The sequence below is a fragment of the Paenibacillus graminis genome (genome assembly GCF_000758705.1).
Lineage (GTDB): Bacteria > Bacillota > Bacilli > Paenibacillales > Paenibacillaceae > Paenibacillus_AQ > Paenibacillus_AQ graminis.
Map to the genome: position 1 here is coordinate 5,881,274 of NZ_CP009287.1, position 23,083 is coordinate 5,904,356.

Annotated in this window: 19 protein-coding genes and 1 riboswitch; of the genes, 3 read left to right on the top strand and 16 right to left on the bottom strand. The window is 55.9% G+C overall.

The window, feature by feature from the left end:
- Position 1: 1 nt before the first annotated feature.
- From PGRAT_RS25435 to PGRAT_RS25470, 8 genes are all read right to left on the bottom strand, one after another.
- On the bottom strand, positions 2-1,900 hold the full coding sequence (locus tag PGRAT_RS25435; protein WP_025703309.1) for an LTA synthase family protein: 1,899 nt from the start codon (positions 1,898-1,900) through the stop codon (positions 2-4).
- Between the two features lie 324 nt (positions 1,901-2,224).
- The gene (locus PGRAT_RS25440) at positions 2,225-2,545 is read right to left on the bottom strand and encodes a hypothetical protein (protein WP_025703310.1); all 321 of its coding nucleotides are present in this window, start codon (positions 2,543-2,545) and stop codon (positions 2,225-2,227) included.
- A 238-nt stretch (positions 2,546-2,783) separates the two neighbouring features.
- Complete coding sequence (locus tag PGRAT_RS25445; protein WP_025703311.1) at positions 2,784-4,121, bottom strand: 5'-deoxyadenosine deaminase; 1,338 nt, start codon at positions 4,119-4,121, stop codon at positions 2,784-2,786.
- Between the two features lie 63 nt (positions 4,122-4,184).
- A riboswitch (purine riboswitch) is annotated at positions 4,185-4,283 on the bottom strand.
- A gap of 192 nt (positions 4,284-4,475) precedes the next feature.
- Positions 4,476-5,015: a GNAT family N-acetyltransferase gene (locus tag PGRAT_RS25450; protein WP_025703312.1), complete on the bottom strand. Its 540-nt coding sequence runs from the start codon at positions 5,013-5,015 to the stop codon at positions 4,476-4,478.
- A 177-nt stretch (positions 5,016-5,192) separates the two neighbouring features.
- Entirely contained in the window at positions 5,193-5,624 is a 432-nt protein-coding gene (locus tag PGRAT_RS25455; protein ID WP_042267396.1) for a hypothetical protein, read from the bottom strand.
- Positions 5,621-5,932, bottom strand: a complete 312-nt coding sequence (locus PGRAT_RS25460; RefSeq protein ID WP_025706966.1) for a hypothetical protein — start codon at positions 5,930-5,932, stop codon at positions 5,621-5,623. The genes PGRAT_RS25455 and PGRAT_RS25460 overlap by 4 nt, the downstream gene beginning before the upstream one ends.
- On the bottom strand, positions 5,929-6,276 hold the full coding sequence (locus PGRAT_RS25465; RefSeq protein WP_025706967.1) for an alpha-helical endospore appendage domain-containing protein: 348 nt from the start codon (positions 6,274-6,276) through the stop codon (positions 5,929-5,931). Before PGRAT_RS25465 ends, PGRAT_RS25460 begins: the two co-directional genes overlap by 4 nt.
- Positions 6,277-6,300: 24 nt before the next feature.
- On the bottom strand, positions 6,301-6,594 hold the full coding sequence (locus PGRAT_RS25470) for a nucleoside-diphosphate sugar epimerase (RefSeq protein ID WP_081758892.1): 294 nt from the start codon (positions 6,592-6,594) through the stop codon (positions 6,301-6,303).
- A 344-nt stretch (positions 6,595-6,938) separates the two neighbouring features.
- Here PGRAT_RS25470 and PGRAT_RS25475 point away from each other — a divergent pair, with 344 nt between their 5' ends.
- Positions 6,939-7,475 carry a GNAT family N-acetyltransferase gene (locus tag PGRAT_RS25475; protein WP_025706969.1) on the top strand — a complete coding sequence of 179 codons (537 nt, stop codon included), beginning with the start codon at positions 6,939-6,941 and terminating at the stop codon, positions 7,473-7,475.
- Positions 7,476-8,189: 714 nt separating this feature from the next.
- Here PGRAT_RS25475 and PGRAT_RS25485 read toward each other — a convergent pair.
- The 5 genes from PGRAT_RS25485 to PGRAT_RS31880 all read right to left on the bottom strand — a co-directional run bounded on the left by PGRAT_RS25485 (position 8,190) and on the right by PGRAT_RS31880 (position 18,192).
- Positions 8,190-8,921, bottom strand: a complete 732-nt coding sequence (locus tag PGRAT_RS25485; RefSeq protein WP_025706972.1) for a sugar phosphate nucleotidyltransferase — start codon at positions 8,919-8,921, stop codon at positions 8,190-8,192.
- Between the two features lie 46 nt (positions 8,922-8,967).
- Entirely contained in the window at positions 8,968-9,705 is a 738-nt protein-coding gene (locus PGRAT_RS25490) for a glycosyltransferase family 2 protein (RefSeq protein WP_025706973.1), read from the bottom strand.
- Positions 9,702-10,832: a glycosyltransferase family 2 protein gene (locus tag PGRAT_RS25495; protein ID WP_244884038.1), complete on the bottom strand. Its 1,131-nt coding sequence runs from the start codon at positions 10,830-10,832 to the stop codon at positions 9,702-9,704. The genes PGRAT_RS25490 and PGRAT_RS25495 overlap by 4 nt, the downstream gene beginning before the upstream one ends.
- Positions 10,829-11,677: a glycosyltransferase family 2 protein gene (locus tag PGRAT_RS25505; protein WP_036706262.1), complete on the bottom strand. Its 849-nt coding sequence runs from the start codon at positions 11,675-11,677 to the stop codon at positions 10,829-10,831. Before PGRAT_RS25505 ends, PGRAT_RS25495 begins: the two co-directional genes overlap by 4 nt.
- 200 nt (positions 11,678-11,877) lie before the next feature.
- Entirely contained in the window at positions 11,878-18,192 is a 6,315-nt protein-coding gene (locus tag PGRAT_RS31880) for a WIAG-tail domain (protein WP_052415733.1), read from the bottom strand.
- A gap of 250 nt (positions 18,193-18,442) precedes the next feature.
- Here PGRAT_RS31880 and PGRAT_RS25515 point away from each other — a divergent pair, with 250 nt between their 5' ends.
- A complete protein-coding gene (locus tag PGRAT_RS25515; RefSeq protein ID WP_042267404.1) occupies positions 18,443-19,537 on the top strand; it encodes a YheC/YheD family endospore coat-associated protein in 1,095 nt (364 codons plus the stop codon).
- Positions 19,538-19,624: 87 nt separating this feature from the next.
- A complete protein-coding gene (asd, locus tag PGRAT_RS25520) occupies positions 19,625-20,416 on the top strand; it encodes an archaetidylserine decarboxylase (RefSeq protein ID WP_025707884.1) in 792 nt (263 codons plus the stop codon).
- Positions 20,417-20,564: 148 nt separating this feature from the next.
- Here the strand turns inward: asd and PGRAT_RS25525 are convergent, their stop codons facing one another.
- The 3 genes from PGRAT_RS25525 to PGRAT_RS25535 form a co-directional block, all read right to left on the bottom strand.
- Positions 20,565-21,080, bottom strand: coding sequence for a DUF2569 domain-containing protein (locus tag PGRAT_RS25525; RefSeq protein ID WP_025707885.1), 516 nt, complete (start codon positions 21,078-21,080; stop codon positions 20,565-20,567).
- A gap of 244 nt (positions 21,081-21,324) precedes the next feature.
- The gene (gpmA, locus tag PGRAT_RS25530) at positions 21,325-22,074 is read right to left on the bottom strand and encodes a 2,3-diphosphoglycerate-dependent phosphoglycerate mutase (protein ID WP_025707886.1); all 750 of its coding nucleotides are present in this window, start codon (positions 22,072-22,074) and stop codon (positions 21,325-21,327) included.
- A gap of 179 nt (positions 22,075-22,253) precedes the next feature.
- Positions 22,254-22,646, bottom strand: coding sequence for a DUF488 domain-containing protein (locus PGRAT_RS25535; RefSeq protein WP_025707887.1), 393 nt, complete (start codon positions 22,644-22,646; stop codon positions 22,254-22,256).
- Positions 22,647-23,083 lie beyond the last annotated feature (437 nt).

Here is a 23,083-nt window from a genome sequence, read left to right on the forward strand (position 1 = left end):
CCTACCGCTGCGGAAGCAGCTTCACATATTCATCCGATAAGCCCATCAGCTTCAGAATATATTCATAGTCGCTCTGATATTTATGGATATCCGCTACCGGCTGGAGCGTATCCAGCGACACCGCCTCGCCGTCTGCGAAGCCCTTGCCAGGCACGAACATAATCTCATTGTTGAAGAAAGAGCCTGTTGGTGAATAATAGCGCATGCCAACCACATTGCGGTCAATATTAAGCAGATCATGCCCAAAGGCCGTGAACCCTTCCTGCTTCAGCGATACCCCCAGCAGATTGGCGAGGGTCGGCAAAATATCCAACTGCCCCCCTGTCTGCTTGACAACCTGGCCCTGGGCCAAGCCCGGCACATGGATAATCAGCGGTATATTGAAGCGGCTGATCCGTGAATCGTAAGGGATTCCAAGCGCTTCCTCCACCTGTTCCGGGGGAACATCCTTGGGCTGCAGCCCGAAATGATCGCCGTACAGCACCAGGACCGTATGGTCCCAGAGTCCATTCTGCTTCAGCCCGTCAATTAAGGTGCCGATAGCGTAGTCCGTATAGTTGATAGCGGTCAGATAGTCACCGAGCATCGTATTCTGCAAAGAGTCCGGCAGGGTGATTCTTTTGAAGGCATTGGGGATCTTGAAGGGATGATGGCTCGAAGCCGTCACCAGCTGGGCATAAAATGGCGTCCCCTTGGACTGAAGTACTGCCAGCTTCTCCACAGCCGTCTTATACAGCTGCTCATCGGAAGCGCCGAAGGCGTTGAAATGATCATTTTTGAAATCGCCCTTTTCATAGTAGCCATTGAAACCCAGCGCCGGATACAGCTCATTGCGGTTCCAGAAGCCCACCTTGTTCACATGAAAAGTGTACGCCTCATAGCCTTTATCCCGCAAAAGGCGCGGCAGACTTGGCAGCACCCGGTCTCCGAAGCCTGTGGACATCGCCAGCGTTGCAATCGGATAAATGGAGGTATTGCTCATAAATTCCGCATCCGAGGTGTTGCCCGCTCCGATCTGCTGATAGACATGCGGGAAATAAAACCCCTCGCCGGCCAAGCGGTTCAGCACCGGTGTCAGCTCCTGGCCATCCAGTGACTGATGCAGCGGAAAGTTCTGAAAAGCCTCCATCTGGATCACAATTACATTTTTGTTCTTTTGCGAACCGAAATATTCCGGCACTGTCCCTGCAGGCTTGCTGCTGTAAGGATAAGCAGCCTCCAGCGCGTCAACCTTCGCAATCGTCTCCCGGATGTCCCCGGTGCCGATGAGGCCGTTGTCCTCCTGGGATTTCATCGCCGCGAACACCTCATAGTTCAGAAACCCGGCGCTCTCCGCCTGCACCAGCTCATTGGTAACACCGCGGGCCGCATGAACCGAGTAGGCCGATAGTGCACCGCCGCCGATAATGGACACAAGGATGACGATCCACTGCACTCTCCGCGCTCCAGGTGATACATAGCGGCGCAGCGGAAGGGCCGGCCCTCTTTTCCATCTGCGGAACAGCCTGTAGAAGCCTGCAATCACCAGATCCGCAAAAAACAGATAATCAATGCTCTGGATTGTAGATTCTACACTTTCTTTCACCTGAAACACCTGATTCAACTCATAAAAGGCCAGGTAGGTTGGAACGGAGCCGAAATGGTTGAAATAGACGCTTGCCGCAAACAGCAGCAGCGACAGCAGGCCGTTAAAAGCCCAATAGACCCCAGTCTTCATCCGCGCCGGAATGACCAGTGCCAGGATTCCCATCAGCAGCAGCACGGGCGCCAAATCCGCGGCAATCCATTCCCAGGCAATCCGGTCAAAAAACAGCCCCCGCAGCAGCAGCAGCTTCAGCCAGACCAGCCCTGCCACGATATAGAAATGCCCCCCTACCCGCACAGGTTTGTTCTCGTTCATAACTTCTCCTCTGTAACTTGTAGTTGATTTGTTAACCCAATTCTCTTTTTCTGTAAAATCTCAGATTTCTTTAGTATAACAAATCAATCCTGAATCACAAGTTTGAACGGCTTTTGGGCGGCCTATAAGCCCTAATACTCTAAAAAAGAGGAGGCATAATTCCCATGTCTATAATTTAGTATGAGTTCATCCTTGCCTCCGGCAATTTGCCGTGTCACTTGCGCCAGCTTTCCTGCATGGTCTTCTTAGCTGCCAGTATAAGATCTTTATCCGTCTCTGCGGGGAGAAGGGAAGCATTCATGTTCATCCGCAATACCGCTCCTGTTACCGTGCTACCCCTATTCTAAAAATAACGGAGGCCTGCTCCGCTTCTTGCAGCCGCTCCAAACTCACAAAAGGAAGCTTCTTTCCAAGCTGCTCCTGCATGATGCGCTCGGCTGTCTTGCGGAGTCCGGCGCCGGTGAGGTCTGGGGTCTTCACCTCCTGGTAGAACACGCCGGCCTGTCTGCCTTCCCCCAGAAGTCCTTTCTGCTGCAGGTACGCTCCGGCTCCGGCCAGCAGCAGAATGATCGCAGCCGCTATGAAGCTTAGCCGCAGCTTATGGCCTGCCCGTTCCGGTACCGGTGCGCCGCTTCGCACTTGCATAATGACTTTATCAGCGGCCGCTTCCGTGAACCTTGATTCCCGGAAACGGTTCCCGGAACCGCAAAAAAAAGCAGAGGGCCTATCCCCTCTGCTGGTTACATTATTTCATTAGTTGTTATCCTGCGCTGCATCCGCGTGACCGGGAAATTCCATCTGCAAATTATAACGGCAGCCTTGCAAGCGGTCAAAGCCATGAGTATGCGGTGTGTACACCTGTAGTTTTTCATACGACTAAGGATTAAGCAAGCGATGTGCGCGCCAGCAGCCTTTTGATGGAGCGGTTGGCTTCATGCAGCACAGTGTCCTTGTCTACCGTCTTCAGCAGCCCTTTATCCATGAGGATTTCACCGTCAATGACCGTTGTTTCCACATCGGCCCGCGTTGCGGAATAGACAATACGGGAGATCGGGTCTACATCGAAGGATGGGAAGGTGTGGAAGTTGTAGAGATTCAGAATGGCCAGGTCCGCTTTTTTGCCTGCCTCGATGCTGCCGATCTGATCCTCCATGCCCACAGCCTTAGCTCCGCCGATGGTTGCCATCCGGAAGACACTTCTCGCATCCATCGTGGTCGGTCCATGCAGCGGCTTCTGAATTATGGCGGCCAGCCGCATTTCATTGAACATATCCAGGTTGTTGTTGCACGGCGCCCCGTCTGCGCCCAGGCTGAGATGAATGTGGTCATGCAGCATGCCGGGTGTATCCGCGATGCCGGAAGCCAGCTTCAGATTGGAGCCCGGGCAATGGCTGACATGAACCCCGCGGTCACGCAAAATGCGCCGTTCCTCATCATCCAGCCAGACACAATGCGCCAGAATCAGACGTTCGTTCGCCAGCCCCAGATGATCCAGGTAGACAATGTTGCGCATGCCGGTCATGGCCTGAACGATCTCAATTTCCCCCAGGTTCTCGGAAGCATGGGTGTGCACCTTGACCCCATAGCGTTCGGACAGGTCACGCACTTCCCGCAGCAGCGGCTCGGTGCAGGAGATGACAAAACGCGGCGAGAACGCATATTGAATCCGGCCGTTGCCGTACCCGTTCCATTTTTCCAGCAAATCCACGCTCTCCTGGAGCGAAGCAGCCGTCTCCTCCTGCAGGGCCGCTGGCGCATCCGCATTCTTCTGGTCCATCATCACCTTGCCGGACAAGGCGCGGATGCCGCTCCCCGCGAGCGCCTGAAACGCAAAATCCGTATGATGTACTGTCTCCATATCCACAATTGTCGTTGTACCGCTGGAAATCAGCTCTCCGATACCCAGCATGGCGGAATAATACAGCGACTCCTCGTCATGCGCTGCTTCAAGCGGCCAAATCCGCTTGCGCAGCCAGTCCATCAGCTCCAGATCATCCCCCTTGCCCCGGAAGAGCGTCTGGCAGAGATGGATATGTGTCTGTACAAAACCGGGAATGACGGTACGGTTTTTGGCGTCAATCACCCGCTCATCCCCCTGCTCCACAAGGCCGCTGCCGATCTCGGCAATCAGGTTGTCCCTGATGCGGATATCTCCATAGATGATTTCCTCCTGCTTGTTCATAGTGATAATCTCTGCGTTCCGGATCAGGATATTTGCCATCTTCATCGTCCCCCTTGTCTTGTACAATCCATAACCGCCCTTAACACAAAAAGGCCACAAAAATATGCCTGGGCATATTTTCGTAGCCAGAAATTTACGGTTCCCGGTAGAGACCCTTAAACCAATTATTAAGGATATACGAAAAAAAGGATTATTCAATTGCTTGCTGAATAACCCTATCATAAATTAAAGACAGCTTTAATGTCAATGTACGTTATATAAAATAACATAAAATTAATATTAGATATATTTTGATGAAAAACCAAGATTTTTACCGATTATACGTCATGTTATATTACATTTATTTTCGAGCAACATTCTCTGCTGATCTCATAAGGGAACTCCCGTTAACGGTTAATTGGCTTGTCCATTATTTCCGCTGGCTGTGAGCACTTTCTCGAATACAGAAAAGTCCGCTGTGCGCCCGGGAAAATCCACTACACCTCTGTGTTCATAGCCGAGCGAGGGATACAGCGCCAGCGCTTTTGCATTCTTGGCGTAGGTATCCAGCCGGATGCTGGTATAGCCGCTGCTCCGGGCATGTTCTTCGGCAAAAGCAATCAGCTTGCGCGCAATCCCTTTGCCCTGCACCTCAGGATGAACTGCCAGCCGGTGCATAATCAGGTGCGGCCCCTGCCCCTGAGCCCAGTCAATGGCATCGTACTGCTCCGCCTGTTCCTCGTCCAGCACAATAATACCGGCAATGGCTCCCTGCTCTTCGCAGACATACAGCGTGCCTTTGTCTACATCCTCCGAGATGACCTCTTTGTTCGGGTAGCTCTCATTCCACTGGTCGCTTCCGCCGGCCTGCATGACCTGTACACATTTGGCAATCAGCTCCATGATCGCTCCAATCTCATCTCTGCGTGCATTACGTATCTTCTCCCCACTCATGTACATCCCTGCTTCCTATCGGCATTTGAACCTGGTAAAGATTCTGTTAAGAAGTCTACCATATCCGGGAGCAGTATCGAAAGTGTGGATGCCATCCGCGCCAAGCTCTATAGAGGCGGGTGCGGTATACGGCATGCCACCTCTATAGAGCACCCTTATCCTGTTACTCCAGGCCTCTTAGCCCAGCTCCAGCTTATGCCCGTCCTCGAAGCCCTTGGCGAAACCCGCGTCGAACCCCACGTTGTATGCTTCGGTGTAGCCCTGCTGAAAGGCGTCTCCCGGGGGCGTTTCCGGAGGGACGCCCAGATCCGGGGGGAGCGGCACCACCTGCGCCACGGGCGGAACCTCGACCGCCGCCACTACTTCTACCGGCGGCTGAACGACCTGCACCGGCGGTTGAATGACCTGCACTCTGCGGACAAGCCGGCGGCGAAGTCTTCTTTTTCTCCGCAGCAAGAGGCCTCTCTTGGTCTTGCCGGTCCGGAGCGCCAGTCCTCTGCCCGTTTTGCGTGAAAGACCTCTGCGGATTCTGGCTTTGCGCGACAACAGCAGTGTGCGTCTGCGGGTTCTGCTGCCCGGGCGCACCTTTCCCAGCTTCTTTCTCTTCATCCTTCTACTCCTCCTGTACTCCATGTACTTCTCGCGGTACCGCCTGCGCAAGCTGGACTCAGCCATGGCGCAGCAGGATTTCCCCGTTTCGGCCGATGCAGCGAAATACCGGACATCATCCGGCACATCGCGCTCTGATATTGGCTCAGAATCCGGATATTGTCGCTGAGCTTGCGGGCTGTCAGCTCCGATTGCCCCGTAACCTCGGCGATACTCTCCAAGATGGCCGCAAGCGCAGCCTGGCTGCGGGCAATGGAGCGGATCATCTCCAGCTTGACGGCGTGTTCAGAGAGCAGCCCGCTGGTCATTTGCTGTCTTCTCCGAAATCGAAGCCCTCGCCGGACATGCCGCCAAAACCTTCTCCGCCGTCTCCGCCTTCTTCACCGCTGCCCAGCACCGCTTTTAAATTGCTGTACAACCCATTTTCCAGCTTGGTCAGCCCTTCAACCATTTCCACGATTACTTCGTGAATAGAGATCGTTTCCTTAAGCTGTTCTTCATGGGAGTCGAACGCTCTAGCGTGGATATGATGCTGCGTCCACTGCTTCACTTTTTCCGCTTCCACCGCCTTGGCCTCAAGAATCATTGCGATGTTCCACTGGATAGTAGCGGACGACTCCAGCATTTGCAGATAAGCTTTTTCTCTGCTCATCTTCCACCTCCTGCTCTGTAAGCGCTACTCTTCTTCCTGGCCGTTCAATTCCTTGATCACCCTGCCCACCCCTTCAGCCATTGCCTCTTCCAGATCAGCAATCGCGTTCAGGTAGGCAATAATATTTTTGTTGACCTGACCCGTGCTTTCCACCAGTCCGCTGAATCCGCCAAAATCAGGCTCTACATCCGGCAGATCATGGACAATTTGCGACATACGGACGGCTACGTGGCGTTCGGCGTCGAGAATCCGTGCCATCTGTTCGTGCGTATGGGCCATGTGCTGCAGGACTTTCGTTATTTTACTCTGCACCTTCATGTCTCCTTTGCTCAAACGCCCTGCTACAGTATATGCGGCAGAAGCCCTTACGGTGCTGGGCTTTGCAGGAAGTTGCCGGGAGGCACCGGGTTAAATTGCAGATTTTAGATAAAAGAGCGGAACCGGAACCGGCCAGATTTCCATGCAGGATGCCATGCATCAGAATAGACTTGTAGCAGGGATTGGCAGAGCAGTCATAGACATTAACCTTATGTGGTGCAACCGCAGAGGGGCGGCTATGAAGGATTGACAAGGTGGAGATGCCAAGATTATGCTGGGGATGGATTGTACTTTTTTCCATATTACTATTTGAAGCCGTTACTGCCGGATTGGGGGATACTCTATTGAAACTCAAGAGCACCCGCCTGGATCTGCGGCCTTTAACACTGGCCCAGCTATCCTTGGCGGAGTTGAATTACGCCGGACTGGAGCGGGATTTTGACCTGAACGCCAGTGGAACCGTATTGGATGATGAAATGCTGTATGCTATGCAAGTCAGACACTCCAGGGTGCTTCAGGATCCGCTGAACTACCCATGGCTGACCAACTGGGCGGTCATTCAGCGGGAAGAACAGAGGCTGATCGGCTTTATCATCCTCAAGGGCTGCCCGAATGATCAGGGCGAAGTTATTGTAGGTTACACAATCAACGAGAGCCACCGCAGACAAGGATATGCTACAGAGGCACTACAATGCATCTGCGGCTGGATTTTCAGCGATCCACGGGCCCTCTGGGTCATCGCCGATACCGAAAAAGACAATGCCGCCTCGCACAAAGTCCTTAGGCACCTCGGCGCACAAAAGCACCGGGAGGCCGAAGAGCTGATCTGGTGGCGGATTGCGAGGCCCGGCACCCAGGCTCCGGCAGAAATCGGGGTCTAATACGCGCTGAGCCAGATGCATAGTGAACCGCGTGAGCCGCAGGGGATACAATGATAGTGAGGTGCAAACCGGCGCCTCACTTGCCTGCGGGGAGCGGCGGCTATTGCCCTTAACAACGGTAGTCCTTCCGTTGTTGAGGGGCCGTGGGGAGATCAGAGGTATTTCTACCTCTCATTTCGCCAACTACCCCACTTACCGCCAGATCAGAGGTATTTCTACCTCTCATCTCGCCAACTACCCCACTTACCACTAGATCAGAGGTATTTTTACCTCTCATTATGCAAACTACCCCACTTACCGCCAGATCAGAGGTATTTTTACTTCTCATTATGCAAACTACCCCACTTACCGCCAGATCAGAGGTATTTTTACCTCTCATTATGCAAACTACCCCACTTACCGCCAGATCAGAGGTATTTCTACCTCTCATTTCGCCAACTACCCCACTTACCGCCAGATCAGAGGTATTTCTACCTCTCATTTCGCCAACTACCCCACTTACCGCCAGATCAGAGGTATTTATACCTCTCATTATGCAAACTAGCCCGTTTACCGCCAGATTAGAGCTTTTATCACCTCTCGTTTCATCCAATAACCTGTTTACGGGATGGCCGGATTCCCCCTCAATAACGGCACTTCTGCCGTTGTCTGAGGAGCCGCGGGCGTGTGCCGTGCCGCTGATGGTACCCGCGCACACACTAAAAAACACGCGCCTCACGGCAGCGTGTTTTTCAGCTTTTCTCCAGCTTCATGCAGTGATTGAAAGGTTCCGGCGTCGCTCCACCATTCCTTGAGCACATCATAGCTAAGCCTACGGTTTGAGGCGTAGATGTTGTTCACATCAGTGATCTCAAGCTCGCCTCTCTTGGAAGGCGATACGCGCCGGATAATATCGAATACAGCCTCATCGTACATATAAATGCCGGTTACGCAATATTTGGTTTTTGGATGCTCAGGCTTCTCCTCGATGTAGGCAATCAGGCCGGTATCCTGGCTGTCGAACACGGGAACACCGTATCTCCGCGCATCTTCCACCGGTTTCAGCAAGACTTTAGCTGTCCCCGGAGGCTGCTGCAGATACTTTTTCACATAAGGCGCCAGATCATCCATAAAAAGATTGTCACCAAGCAGTACGACAAACCGCTCACCCGGGAGAATGAATCCTTTCGCCAGCTCCAGTGCTTCCGCAATGCCTCCGGCGGCCTCCTGAATTTTGTAAGTCAGAGAAACGCCAAACTCTGCCCCGCTGCCTAAAAAATCCGTATACTGCCCCGCGGACTGCTTGCTGATGACCAGGAGAATATCGGTTATACCCCCCCGGCGCAACCGGTCTATACCGTAACACACCATAGGATATTTGCCGACCGGAAGCAAATGTTTGTTCATAAGCCGGGTCAGCGGATATAGTCTTGATCCTGTTCCGCCCGCCAGTATGACTCCTTTCACTTACTTTCCTCCTTTTTATCTGTGTCTTAAGCCTTGGGTCAACCTTTCAGATGAACTCTGCCGGATCCGCATGCCATTTATCCATAAAAATCCTGCGATTGCGTTCCACCAGCTCCTGCAGCCGTGAGGAGTAAACCTCCTTGAAGCTGGCACTCCCTTCATGATGCACCAGGCAATTCCCGGCAATAAGCAGACGGTAGCCCCGCAGCCGGGCGCGGTAGCAGTAGTCATCGTCTTCATAGTGTCCCGGGGAGTACCGCTCATCCAGAAGGCCGATGGTGTCCATCAGCTCTCTTTTAAATAAAAAGCACAAGCCGACCAGCCGCCGGGTTCCGATCCATTCAGACGGCCCCCGGAGACTCAGCCTCTCCGCTTCGGCGTGAAATCCCGAAATATCCGTATACGGCACCTTTATCTGCTGACGCCCGCTGGCATAGTTCGTTACAGGTCCTACAATGCCGACGTCGGGTGCACTGTACAAGGCGTTTTTCAAATGGGCAAGCCAGCCTCGCGATACAATAACGTCATTGTTCAGCAGCAGCAGTTCATCGCCCGAGGCCAGTTGCATACCCAGATTACAGGCCGCCGGGAACCCCCTGTTCTCGGGAAGAGAAATAAAGGTCAGCTTGTTCTCACGGCAATAAGCGTCTGTTCCATCGGTTGAAGCGTTGTCGATCACAATAATTTCATAGGGTAATCCAGTGTGTGCCCTGACCGCTTCCACACAGGAGCGGAGCAAGCCAAGCCTGTTATAGGTCGGAATAATAATACTGGTCATTGTCATACGCCGTTCCTCCAGGCTGCCAATTGCCGCCGCTGCTCCTGCAGGTTTTTAGCAGAGATTATCCCGCTGGCGTTACGGTGCATAAGCACCCTAAGCAGCGCTTCCGCATGATCCCCAACAATCAGTTGCTCCATAGCATTGCCTGCTCCGGTGTTTCCCTGGCGGAGCCGGTTATGCTTAATAACGTTCACCTTCCCCGCTTTCTCCACTCTCAGATGTTCTATGATCGAGAGTGCCTGCGCTTTGGGCGGAACCGTCAGCTCACGGTAGCCGATCCGCTCCAGGGCCCGCCGCGACAGGGCATGGGGGACAGCAGTCATCGAGCTGACCCCCAGGTCGCTTCTGCCCAGAACACTATTCAGATATAGTTTGCAGCGTGTGACATCATCGCTTAAGGCGAACGAAGGCAGCAGCGCATCCAGGTCATTCAGCGCGACATCCACGCCTCCGTCCACAGCCCATGCAAAAACAGCCAGCTGTGGAGCCGGAATGACCATATCTCCATCCAGGAACAGCAGGATGTCGCCCCGGCTGAGCTTGGCCCCAAGCGCCCGCCCTACATCATGCCCGGCGGATTCCGGGCAATGCACCACTGTGGCCTGCTTGAACATCCGGGCAAGGCCATAGCTGTTATCGGTGCAGCCGTTCAGTACAACAATGATCTCAGCCGGATTTAGGCGTTGTACCTGCTTTAGCAGTGCCGGCAGCGTTCGCTCCTCATTGCGCGCCGAGATAATCACCGACAGCGAGCCGCGCAGATTCGGCAGCAAAAGCTCTGCTTCGCGTGAGGCAGAGCCAGAAGTCCCCCCCGCCGGGCGCGTGGCCTTTCCTGCCGCTTGCCGGGCGGCAGTACTGCCGGCGGCGCTCCGCCGGACCGCGGTTCGGGCGGCCGCACCAGCTTGGGCCGCCCTGCGCTTGCCAGCAGTGCCGCCTGCCCCCGTCCGGCGGGCAGGCGCAGCTCCCGCCGTCTGGAACATGGCGGCGGCAGATCTGGCAAGGCCCCGTGCGGCTGCTCCCTTACGGGAGACAAGTGAAGCCCGCCGGGCTTTGGGTTCAGGGCGGCGGATGAAAGATGCATAAGCCTTTTGCCGGGAGCCGGACGCAGGATCAAGCATAGCTGATGTCATCTCACCATCTCCCTTCGCCGGTTTCCATCATTGAAGCCCGCTCTTTCGCCTTTTCGCTGAAGCACCATGCCTGCCGCGTCCAGATGGTCCGTGAGGATCACCTCACGCAAGGGATCCGCTCCCGCCTGTTTGGGACGGACAGCATTCAGCCTGCCTACAGGCACCTTGTGCACTGCCTTCACAAGCAGGCCGTCAAGCACAGCCTGTGCGTGTGCGAGCGGCGGTCTGGACAGCAGGCCGCTTCCGAGCGCGGCGAGCGCTTTGCGGCTGAGCGCATGGGGCACTGCCGTCAGCGAGCAGCCTTTTAGATCAGAGCGGCCAAGCATAATGTTGAGTGCATGCTTGGAGAGCACTACCGGATGCGGGAATTTTCCGCGGACCGGGCCGGAATAATCATTAAGAGCCACATCTGTACCATGACTGACTGCGGTCACAAAGGGTCGCAGCTGTGAAGCGGGAATCACAAGATCCCCGTCGGTGAAGAGCAAAACCTGTCCTTTAGCCGCTTCTGCTCCGATACTGCGTCCCACATCATGTCCGAGCGGCTGCTCGAAGAGAATGACATGAGCCCCCTGTGACAACGCAATGTCTGCTGTATTATCGAGAGAGCCGTTAACCACAACAATAACCTCACAGCGGGGATGAACTCCCCTTGCTCCGGCAATCGCCTTGGCAATCGTCCCCGCTTCATTCATGGCCGGAATGATTACCGACACGTAAGGCTCGGGGTGATTGGCCGCAGGGCGCGGCGCGGCAGGGCGCACCGGCCGGGAGATCCTCCGCGTTGGTCGCAAAGCCCGCCGCCCTGTGCGGCGGGCAGATGTACGTCTATGCTTCAAGCTCATCCACCTTCCTTGCAGGGCATGGTCTCCGGGCTGAGGGTTACATCACAGTCTATGTAATCCGCTGGACCGGGTAACGGCAAATGTCTCCCTCCGCACACAAATTTGGACAAAAGCCCGCTGGCCGCCTCCGCAAAACAAAGAGCGCAGCCGTCGGCTGCGCCCTGTTAAAAAATTTCACATTATTTTTCCTGCCTCCGCTCTCAATCAAACGCCCGATGATCCTTGGCTGGCTTCACCAAAGGGGAGCCGAGGGCAATCCATGATAACACTCCATAGAAATGCGAGGTCTCGCGCAGCCTCACCACTTCAATGACCGCTTCTCCACCCGCCCTGTTCTTCAGCGAGGCATGGAAGAACGGCTGATTGGTCATGGCGACAAGCACATAGCCGGTATGGCCGAAGCTTTCATCAAAAGCCACTGTAACCTCTACACTCTCCGCGTCTCCGTTGAACATGAACGCTGTCATGCCGAACTGCTGCAGAACCTGCCGGTTGCCTGAACTCTGTACCGGACTGAACGACAGGTGCTCCGCATTTACCGATCCGGGCGACAGATGATCACCGATTATTGCACCAGGAGCAATATGATAGCTCTGTACGCTGTCTTCTTCCAGGTGACGGGATTGAATGGCAAATGAAGTGATTTTGGAGGCGTCCACCGCTTCATCCTGAAGCTCTATGTTCCCAACTGCACTTTCAGCCAGCTGCCTGGTTCCTACACTGCCGAACGCTAGCTTCTCCCCGGTAATGCTGCCATCCGGCAGCAGGTCTGCACAGCGGGTTTCCTCAGCCAGATGCTCAAGCTTAATCATACCGGGACTCAAATGACGCTCTTCCAGCGCTTCATCCGCGAGGTGACCGCCCTGGATGCTCTGCGGCTGCAGGTGCTGCGGGCCCACCGAGCTTACCGCCAGCTTCTCACCGCCAACGCTGCCATCCGGCAGCAGGTCTGCACAGCGGGTCCCCTCTGCCAGATGCTCAAGCTTAACGATACCGGGGCTCAAATGACGCTCCTCCAGTGTTCCATCCGCGAGATGCCCGCCGTGGACGCTCTGCATCTGCAGGTGCTGCGAGCCTACTGCGCCTGCTGCCAGCTTGGCATCGCTGATGCTGCCATCCGGCAGCAGCCCGGAGGTCAGCGCACTCTCAGCCAGATGCGCAAATTGGATGCTGCCAGAGCGGATATGACGTCCTTCCACCGCCCCCGGAGCCAAATGGCCTCCGTATACACTGCCCGGGGCCAGTTGATAGGACCCTACTGCCTCTGCCGCCAGCTTGCTTCCGCCGATACTGCCGTCCGGCAGCAGTTCTGGAGTCAGCGTATCCTCGGACAGATGTTCAAGCCGGATACTGCCAGAGCGGATATGGCGGCCGTCCACCGCTTCCGGAGTCAGATGTCCGCCATATATACTGCCGGGAGCCAGATGCTGCGGGCCCACCGCACCTGCCGCCAGCTTGCTGCCGCCAATACCGCCATCCGGCAGCAGCTCCGTAGTCAGTGTGTCCCCGGACAGATGCTCCAGATGAATGCTGCCGGGGCGGATATGACAGCTGTCCACTGCTTCAGGAGCCAGGTGGCCGCCGTATACACTGCCAGAGGCCAGATGCTCTGAGCCCACTGCCCCTGCCGCCAGCTTGCTGCTGCCGATACTGCCGTCCGGCAGCAGCTCCGCGCTGCGGACTTCCTCCGCCAGATGCGTAAGCCGGATCATGCCCGGGCCCAAATGCCGTTCCTCCAGCGTTCCATCTGCCAGATGCCCGCCCTGGATGCTCTGCGGCTGCAGATGCTCTGAACCCACTGCCCCTGCTGCCAGCTTGCTTCCGCCAATGCTGCCGTCCGGCAGCAGCTCCGCGCTGCGGACTTCCTCCGCCAGATGCGTAAGCCGGATCATGCCCGGGCCCAAATGCCGTTCCTCCAGCGTTCCATCTGCCAGATGCCCGCCCTGGATGCTCTGCGGCTGCAGATGCTCTGAACCCACTGCCCCTGCTGCCAGCTTGCTTCCGCCAATGCTGCCGTCCGGCAGCAGCTCCGGAGTCAGCGTGTTCTCGGACAGATGCTCTAGATGAATACTGCCAGGGCGGATATGGCAGCTGTTCACTGCTTCAGGAGCCAAGTGGCCGCCATGTATACTGCTGGGAACCAGATGCTGGGAGCCCACTGCCCCTGCCGCCAGCTTGCTTCCGCCGATGCTGCCGTCCGGCAGCAGCTCCGCGCTGCGGACTTCCTCCGCCAGATGCGTAAGCCGGATCATGCCCGGGCCCAAATGCCGTTCCTCCAGCGTTCCGTCTGCCAGATGCCCGCCCTGGATGCTCTGCGGCTGCAGATGCTCTGAGCCCACTGCCCCTGCCGCCAGCTTGCTTCCGCCGATACTGCCGTCCGGCAGCAGCTCCGCGCTGCGGACTTCCTCCGCCAGATGCGTAAGACGGATCATGCCGGGGCCCAAATGGCGTTCCTCCAGCGTTCCGTCTGCCAGATGCCCGCCCTGGATGCTCTGCGGCTGCAGATGCTCTGAACCCACTGCCCCTGCCGCCAGCTTGCTTCCGCCGATGCTGCCGTCCGGCAGCAGCTCCGCGCTGCGGACTTCCTCCGCCAGATGCGTAAGCCGGATCATGCCCGGGCCCAAATGCCGTTCCTCCAGCGTTCCGTCTGCCAGATGCCCGCCCTGGATGCTCTGCGGCTGCAGATGCTCTGAGCCCACTGCCCCTGCCGCCAGCTTGCTTCCGCCGATACTGCCGTCCGGCAGCAGCTCCGCGCTGCGGACTTCCTCCGCCAGATGCGTAAGCCGGATCATGCCGGGGCCCAAATGGCGATCTTCCAGCGTTTTATCTGCGAGATGCCTGCCGTAAATGATCTGCGGCTGCAGGTGATGCGAACCCACCACACCAGCCGCCAGCTTGCTTGCTCCTATGCTGCCATCCGGCAGCAGCTCGGCACTGTGGACCTCCTCCGCCAGATGTGCAAGCTTGATGATACCGGAGCTGAAATGACGCTCCTTAAGCGTTCCATCCGCAAGATGGCCGCCACGGATACTTCGCGCTTGCAGATGCTGTGAACCCACAGCTCCTTCAGCCAGCTTGCTTCCGCCAATGCTGCCGTCCGGCAGCAGCTCCGCGCTGTGGACCTCCTCTGCCAGATGCTCAAGCTTGATGATACCGGAGCTGAGATGACGCTCCTCCAGCGTTTCATCCGCGAGATGTCCGCCGTGGATGCTTTGCGCTTGCAGATGCTGCGGACCCACAGCACCTTCAGCCAGCTTGCTTCCGCCAATGCTGCCGTCCGGCAGCAGCTCCGGGCTGTGGACCTCCTCCGCCAGATGTGCAAGCTTGATCATACCAGGGCTCAAATGACGTTCCTCCAGCGTTCCATCCGTAAGATGTCTGCCCTGGATACTTTGCGCTTGCAAATGCTGCGGGCCCACAGCACCTTCGGCCAGCTTGCTTCCTTCGATGCTGCCGTCCGGCAGCAGCTCCGCGCTTTTCGTCCCGGCAGCCAGATGGCTCAACTGGATGCTGCCGGTACGGATATGGCGGCTGTCCACCGCATCCGCTGCCAAATGTCCTCCATATACGCTGCCCGAAGCCAGCTGAAAAGAACCTACCGCACCAGCCGCCAGCTTGCTGCCTCCAACGCTGCCATCCGGAAGCAGCGCTGCGCTGCGGGCTTCATCTGCCAGATGCTCAAGCTTGATCATACCGGGACGTAAATGCCGTTCCTGCAGTATTCCGTCTACAAGGTGTTCACCATAAACGCTTTCTTGCTGCAGATGGAGCGAGCTCACCGCGCCTGCCGCCAGTTTCCCGCCGCCGATACTGCCATCCGGCAGCAAATCCGAGGTCAGCGTATCCTTGGCCAGATGATCAAACCGGATGCTGCCGGAGCGGATATGGCGGCTGTCTACCGCATCCGTTGTCAAATGGTCTGCATACACGCTGCCGGTGGCCAACTGGAACGGCCCAACCGAGCCCTCGGCCAGCTTTGTGCTTCCAATGCTTCCATCCGGCAGGATGTCTGCACTGCGCGTCTCTTCCGCCAGATGTGCCAAAGTAATCTGGCCGGCACGGATATGCCGTCCCTCCACCGCTTCCTGCGCCAGATGCCCGGCCTCTACACTGCCGGAAGTCAGATGCGAGGATTCCACAGCACCTGGAGCCAGCTTCTCTGCGCCAATACTGCCGTCCGGCAGAATTTGGCCGCTGCGGACTTCTTCGGCCAGATGGGACAGGGTAATACTTCCCTGCCCGATATGCCGCCCATCCACCGAAGCTTCAGCCAAGTGGCTGTTGTCTACACTTCCCGGTGCAAGGTGGCGCGAGGAGACAGCTCCTTCAATCAGCTTGGCTCCGCTGATGCTGCCATCCTGAATCTGAATGGAAGAGACCGAACTTGGGTTAATATGTCCATTGCCGATGGACATGGGCCGAATATGTGCCCCGCCAACACTTCCCGGCGCAAGATGCCTGCCCTGCACAGCAGCATCGATGATCGAACCAGGCCCGACCGAACCCGCTGCCAAATGTTCAGCTTGAACTGACGATGCTGCCAGTTTGGCGGCTTCCACACTTCCATCCGCCAGCTTTGCCGTCGTAACCGACAAGTCGCCCAGCTTATCGGTGGACACACTTTCCGGCGACAGCTTTAATGAAGTAACTGCATAATCAGACAGATGATGCGGCTGCACAATGGCGGCGGACAGATGAATCTCCTTCACAGCACCTGTAGCCAGCTTTTCACCCACTACCGAACCGGGCTGCAGCGCAGAAGAGGTAACACTGTTGTCTCCAAGATGCCTGCGTTCCACAGCACCCGGTGCCAAATGCTCGGCATCCACCACTGCGCGCTGCAATACACGCCCGCTGACGCTGGCATCCGCCAGATTCTTCTCCTCAACCGTACAAAAGGCAATATGCTCACCGCTAACCGCTTCCCGCGCAATAGCATTGGCACTAACCGCACCGGGAGCCAGCTTTGCGGCACTAATGCTGCCATCCGCCAATTTATCCGGGGTAATACTTTGCGGACGAAGATGCTCTCCTGCCACTGAGGCGCTTGCCAACTGTTCACCCGTAACAGCTCCGCTGGCCAGATGGGTTGTAAGCACTGCCTCCTCCTGCAATTGGATAGAACCGACCGATTTCGCTGCCAAATGGGAATGTTCAACAGACTCGCGCTGCAGGTGGACGGAGGTAACGGCCTGCATGGCAATCTGCGGCCCCCTCACAGCAGATTTGGCGATATGCCGTGTCGTAACGGCTTCATCAGCGAGCTTATGCGAGAGAATGCTTTGATCGGCAATTTTGGAGGAGGTGACCGCCTGCTCCACAAGCTGGGCTGTCCCTACCGCGCCTTCCGCAAGCTTTACAAAAGAAATGCTGCGGTCCGCCAAATGGCGGCTGGCAATTTCACCGTCAGCAATATGGCCGCCGTTCACACTCTCCGGGCTTAAGTGCTGCCCCCGTATCACCTCTTTGCCAATCTGGCGTGAACCTACCGCACCGTCGGCAAGATGCCCGCTTTCGATAACACCAAGCTGAAGCTGCTCTTTGCCAATCAGCCGGCCTGCCAGCTGTTCCGGTCCAATCGCACCAGGAGCCAGATGCGCTGCCGTAACTGCGCCGCTGCTGATATGCCGGCTCTCGATCACGGCTTCCCCCAGCTTGGCGCCGCTGATTTCACCGTCGGCAATTTTATCGCCCGATACCGCTTCGTCAGCCAGCTTGGAACGGTCAATACTTCCATTCGCCAGATGCCGGCTGACGATGCTGCTGCTCAGAATCTTCTCGCCTGTCACCGCACCATCCTCCAGCAGCTCCGCTGTGATGATGCAGTCGCTGAGGTGGCGGCTGGTAATGGCCTGGTCGGCAATTTGGCCTCCACCAATGATCCGGTCAGCCAGCTTCTCCGGACCGATGCTGCCGTTCTTCAGCTTTTCACCGCTAATGGAATGGTCCAGCAGCTTGCCGCCGCTGATACTTCCTTCTGCCAAATGCTCGCCCGTTACGGATTCCGGGGCCAGTTTGGAGGATGTTACTGCCTTGTCCGCGATATTAATGCTTTGCACAGCGTAGTCCTGCAGCCAGGGCGTGCCGATGATGCCGAATTTCAGCTTGGACCCGTCAATGGTCCGGGGCGCAATTTTGCTTCCGGTAACGGCAGCGTCGGACAAATCGTCCGTATATACAGGCTGGAGGCGTTCCTTCTCCACCACTGGCGGTACTATCTCAGGGGCTCGCGGCAACGGCTCAGCTTCTATAACGGCTGCTTCCTCCTCCTGTTCCTGAGGCTCTTGCTGATCGGGTACGACAGATTCTACAAATTCCGCCGCTTCAAGCATTTCCACCCCGCTTACCTTCAGAGTTGTACTCCCGGCATCCGGCGTTTCGCTGCCGGAGGTGTCGGCCACCTCCTGTACCTTGGGACTGCTTCCCAGCATACTGAGTTCCTTCATATTCGGATTATCCACAATATAGAGCGGTTTTTTGGAACTGCGGTGCTGATTTCTTCTGGAGCCCTTCACAAGCAGTCTCCTCCTTCCATCTATTGTTTCTCCTAGGCATCATATGCAGCGCACTGGGCGGATGACACCCTTTTGCGCGCCAAGCCTGACAATTCTGCTTCTGCTTCCGGAGGAAGCGGAATATCGGTTTTTTTCAAAAAAAGGGCATCTGCCACCGCGCATTCGTCCAACCCTAAAGGGCAAGTACACACATACAATGACACAGGAAGAGGAGCAGCCGGAACAATAGAAGATAACAGGAGGAACGAACATGGGGCAAAAGCTCGTGGGAATACTGTTAAATGCCGCTATGCACCGGGGCGTTCCCCGGCTAAAAACGGGACAGGAATCACTGGAGAGCTATGAGGAAGCCGCCGCGGCATACGGATTAACCCCCTGCTTCCTGAAGCTGTCCGACATCGATACGGGATCCGGCTACAGCATTGCCTATGTTAAAGGGCCCAATGGCTACAGGAGTGCCGTAATACCGACACCCGACGCCATTCACAACCGGGCCATCTACGACCCGGGGAGCCAAGGAGTTGAAAGAATCCTTCGCAGCGGCGTTCAGGTATATAATACATGCAACCGCTATGGCAAAGATCAGATTCATGGGTTGCTTGAGCAGAATGAAGGGCTGCGCGGTCTTCTGCCAGCCACCTCAGCCGGTCTCGCCGGGCTGAAGGAAATGATGGACAGCTATTCCGATCTTATCCTGAAGCCTTGCCGGGGGAGTATCGGGCAGGGCGTTATGCGCCTCTCGCGGAACAGTCCCGGGCACTGGACCTGGAGTTATCTGCCTGGCGGCTCCAACAGCTGGGCCAGTACAGCCGTACACCAGGATGCCCTGCCCAGGGCCCTGCGGGCGCGTCTGGCATCTGCTCCTTACCTGGTCCAGGAACGTATCCCGCTGGCCGAGCTTGGGGGCCGGCCGTTTGATCTTCGCGTCACCGTACAGCGGGGCTGGGGCGGAGAATGGCAGGTCACCGGACTGTTCGCCAAACGGGCAGCACCGGGCGGGTTCGTCTCCAACATTGCCCGCGGCGGGGAAGCGCTTGACTCCATCTTTGTATTGGAGCAGGCATTCTCCGGTCCAGCTGCGGCGGGTATCCGCATGTCCGTTCTCGCGCACAGCCTCAGTATTGCACGTGAACTGGAGAAAAACCTCCCCGGCCTGGCAGACATCGGTTTGGATATGGGCATCACCGGAAAAGGCCGCATCTATTTCATCGAGTGCAACGGACGCGATCAGCGCTACGGCTTCCGTAAGGCCGGACTGGCCGGCACCTGGAAGGAAAGCTACCGGAAACCTATGGCATATGCAAGATACCTGCTTGACCATCCTGCACAGCATAACAGTTATTGATTTGTCTCTTATTCTATGTCAATATAATGCAGAGCGGGCGGTCCTGGACACGGGACCGTGCTGCTGCATGATGGAAGGGAGATAATCATGGTAAAACAATTGCTGCGGCTGATGACCGAGCTGTCCTCGCACAGATGGCTTTCCCGGTTAATGGGGGCTTTTTCCCATAGCAGACTCAGCCGTTTTTTAATCCCGGCATTTATTCGGATTTATCATATTCCCGCTTCTGAGGCGGAGAAGCATTCCGGGGAATACCTTACACTCAATGAATTTTTCAGCCGCCGCCTGAAACCCGGCATGCGCCCCGTCGCTGCCCACGAGAATGCGGTAGCCAGTCCGGTGGATGCGCTGATTACCGCCATGGGCGAGATTCATTCCGGAACGATAATGAATGTAAAGGGACAGGACTATGAACTGGAAGACCTTTTGAACCACTCGCCGCACCTGGAGCTGTACAAAAAAGGCTTTTTCTTCGTGCTGTACTTAAGCCCAACGGATTACCACCGGATTCACTCCCCGCTTACCGGGCGCAAGGTCGAGAGTGAGCATATCCGCGGACGGGCCTATCCGGTCAACGAGTTCGGCATGCGACACATGAAAGGTGTGCTGAGCCGTAATGAACGGCTCATTACTTATATCGCCGGACCTAGCGGTGAAGCCGCTGTGGTAAAAGTCGGCGCAATGAATGTCAGCAGCATCCATTACGCGGATGAAGAGGCTGAGGCCTGGCAGATCGGTGACGATCTTGCTTACTTCGAATTTGGTTCCACCGTAGTACTGCTCCTGGAGAACGGCAGCTTCACCGCCCGGCCGGGGCTGACCAGCGGCACCAAAGTGAAGATGGGCGAGCTGCTGGGCACGCTGCAGCGGCCTATTTAAAATACTGGGTAAGAAGCCTGCCTTGAAGATGAAATAGACAAAGATTTCCTCAAAAATGGAATCCCCGCACAAAGGCACGTTTCTGATGCCTTTGGCGGGGATTTGGTTTTTACCAAGAATATTTTTCCTTAATATGTATGGTTTGCGTTTACTGCACGAATGTGTTGGCTACCCGCTCCGATTTCCGGAAATAAGCCACCCAAATGATGCAGGTAAAGAGTGACCTCAGAAGATCACGGATGCCGTTTACTCCACCCATCTCATTTATAAGCGGTATGTTCAGTGACAAAGTATAATCAATAACGCTTATCAGCAGATTAATGCAATATAACAGAATGATCATTCGGGGCAATAGAGCCTTTTTCTGATAGAACAACACCAAGGTAAAGACACAGAGCAGCAGCAACAGCACATTCGAAGCGGCCTCAAATATAATCAGCGGTGCCCACAGCGGATGGTATAGCTCGCCTTCTTTGGATGTAAGTATATCCCAGTACTCCGGGTTGAAGCTCGGGAGGTTGTAGTTCAGAAGCTGTAACGCTACCAAAAAGAGAGTTGCGATCAATCCGATCTGCACAAGCACCAGCCAGCCCCCGAGGCCCGATGGGCCATGCGGAATATATACTTTGGACTCCTGTTGCTCCTGTTGAACCTTAACTTCCAATTTTCTCTTCCTCCTTCATCATAATACTCCAATATAGATTCTCCCCCCCCTGAAATTTTACTTTGCAAGAATAACCTCTTAAAAGAAATTCCTCAACCGCTATTTTTGTATTATTATGCTATATAATGTCGAATTTTCAGTTTTTTATTAAATGCGGTCACACAAACGCCAAAAAGCCCTGCAGAGCAAATCTGCAAAGCTGATGTTTTTGCTGTATGGGCTACGCACAATAGGAGCTGGCTGGCTATTCTGTCACCTTGCTCTGATTCGCCACCTCGCGCGCCTTCTCCTGCACCTCTGCCGGTTCCCCGAGATAGAAGCGGCTGATCGGCTTCACATCATCATCCAGCTTATAGACCAGAGGGACGCCGGTCGGCACATTCAGATCCAGCAGCGCCTTCTCGTCGATGTCCTCCATGAATTTGATCAGCGCCCGCAGCGTGTTGCCATGCGCCGAGATCAGCACCCGCTCCTTCTTGCGGATCAGCGGCACGATGCGTTTGCCCCAGAAATCGCCGACACGGTGTACGGTATCCTCCAGGCTCTCGCCGCGCGGAATATCGCCGGGACGGACCTCCTTGTAGCGGATATCGTTCCTGGCATAACGCGGATCATCCGGCTCCAGCATCGGAGGCCGGACGGACAGGCTGCGCCGCCAGATATGCAGCTGCTCTTCGCCGTATTTTACCGCAGTCTCACTCTTGCTCAGTCCCTGCAGCGCTCCGTAATGACGCTCGTTCAGCTTCCAGGATTTCTGTACGGGAATCCACAGCAGGTCCATCTCATCCAGCACATAATTTAATGTCTTGATTGAACGCTTCAGCACTGAAGCAAAAGCCAGATCAAAAGTATAGCCAGCCTCCCTCAGCAGCTTGCCTGCCGCTTTGGCTTCCTCTACCCCCTTCTCTGTCAGATCGGGGTCACTCCAGCCTGTGAACAGATTTTGGCGGTTGTACTCGCTCTCTCCATGGCGTATCAATACGATTTCGTACATACTCTCTCTCCTCCTGCCCATAGTTTCATGATCTCTATTATATCCTACACCCATCATAGGCTTGTTGACTGGGTTCTTCAAGGCCTTGCTTCGGCGGCCCTCCGGTTCCGTTACCGGATCAAAATATTATCCTCCAGCCCCCCGCTTTTACCCGCTTCTGCAACATGTTGCCGCTACCGCTACGATCCGTGTGCTGACAGCCGCCGCAGCACCGCATCCCGCAGCACCCGCGCATGATTATGCTGCTCATCCTTAGCTGCATACAGCAGTGTCACCGTGCTTTCGCTGGCCCAGGCACACAGCCGCTCCATTTCGCCCGCCGCCGGCTCCGATTGCAGCTCTTCCTCATAAAGCACCGCAAACTCCGCAAATCTGTCGGGCTTATGGGCGAACCACTTCCGCAATTCGGGTGACGGTGCGGCCTTCCGCATCCAGCCGTCGAGCTGTGCCGCTTCCTTGGACACACCGCGCGGCCACAGGCGGTCAACCAGCACCCTTATACCGTCCGCCGCCTCCGGCGGGGCGTAGATGCGTTTGATCCGGAGCGCATCCTTACCTGCATCTGATCGCATTGCCCCTGAGCCTGTACTTGTCATTTCATCCGAGCCTGCACCTGTCTTTGCCGCCCCAGGACCCGCCTCTACCGCATCTGATTCGATATTTGACATAAAAGCCCGCCCCCTCTCCCGTCCTTCAGCGCATATGCCGCGCAGCCGTATACTGGAGCTGATTAAGCCGGTGGCCCAAACTGACCTTCAATCCACTTCCGCCCAATCGGCTATATTTCACTGGATAATCCTCCTCGTGTTTAGAGAACGCCTACTTTCATTATAAATAAGTTGCTATCCAATTTGTAGGGAAGTGCTAAACCGATCAGGTGCCGCAGATATATCAAAAAACCGGAAGCCCTGCAAGCCCCGGTCTCTTCTTATATCCATTTGATCAGTCCCGTGGTCCAGCCTCCTGAATCCGCTCAGGACCAATGATCCGTAGTCACACGCCGCTGTGC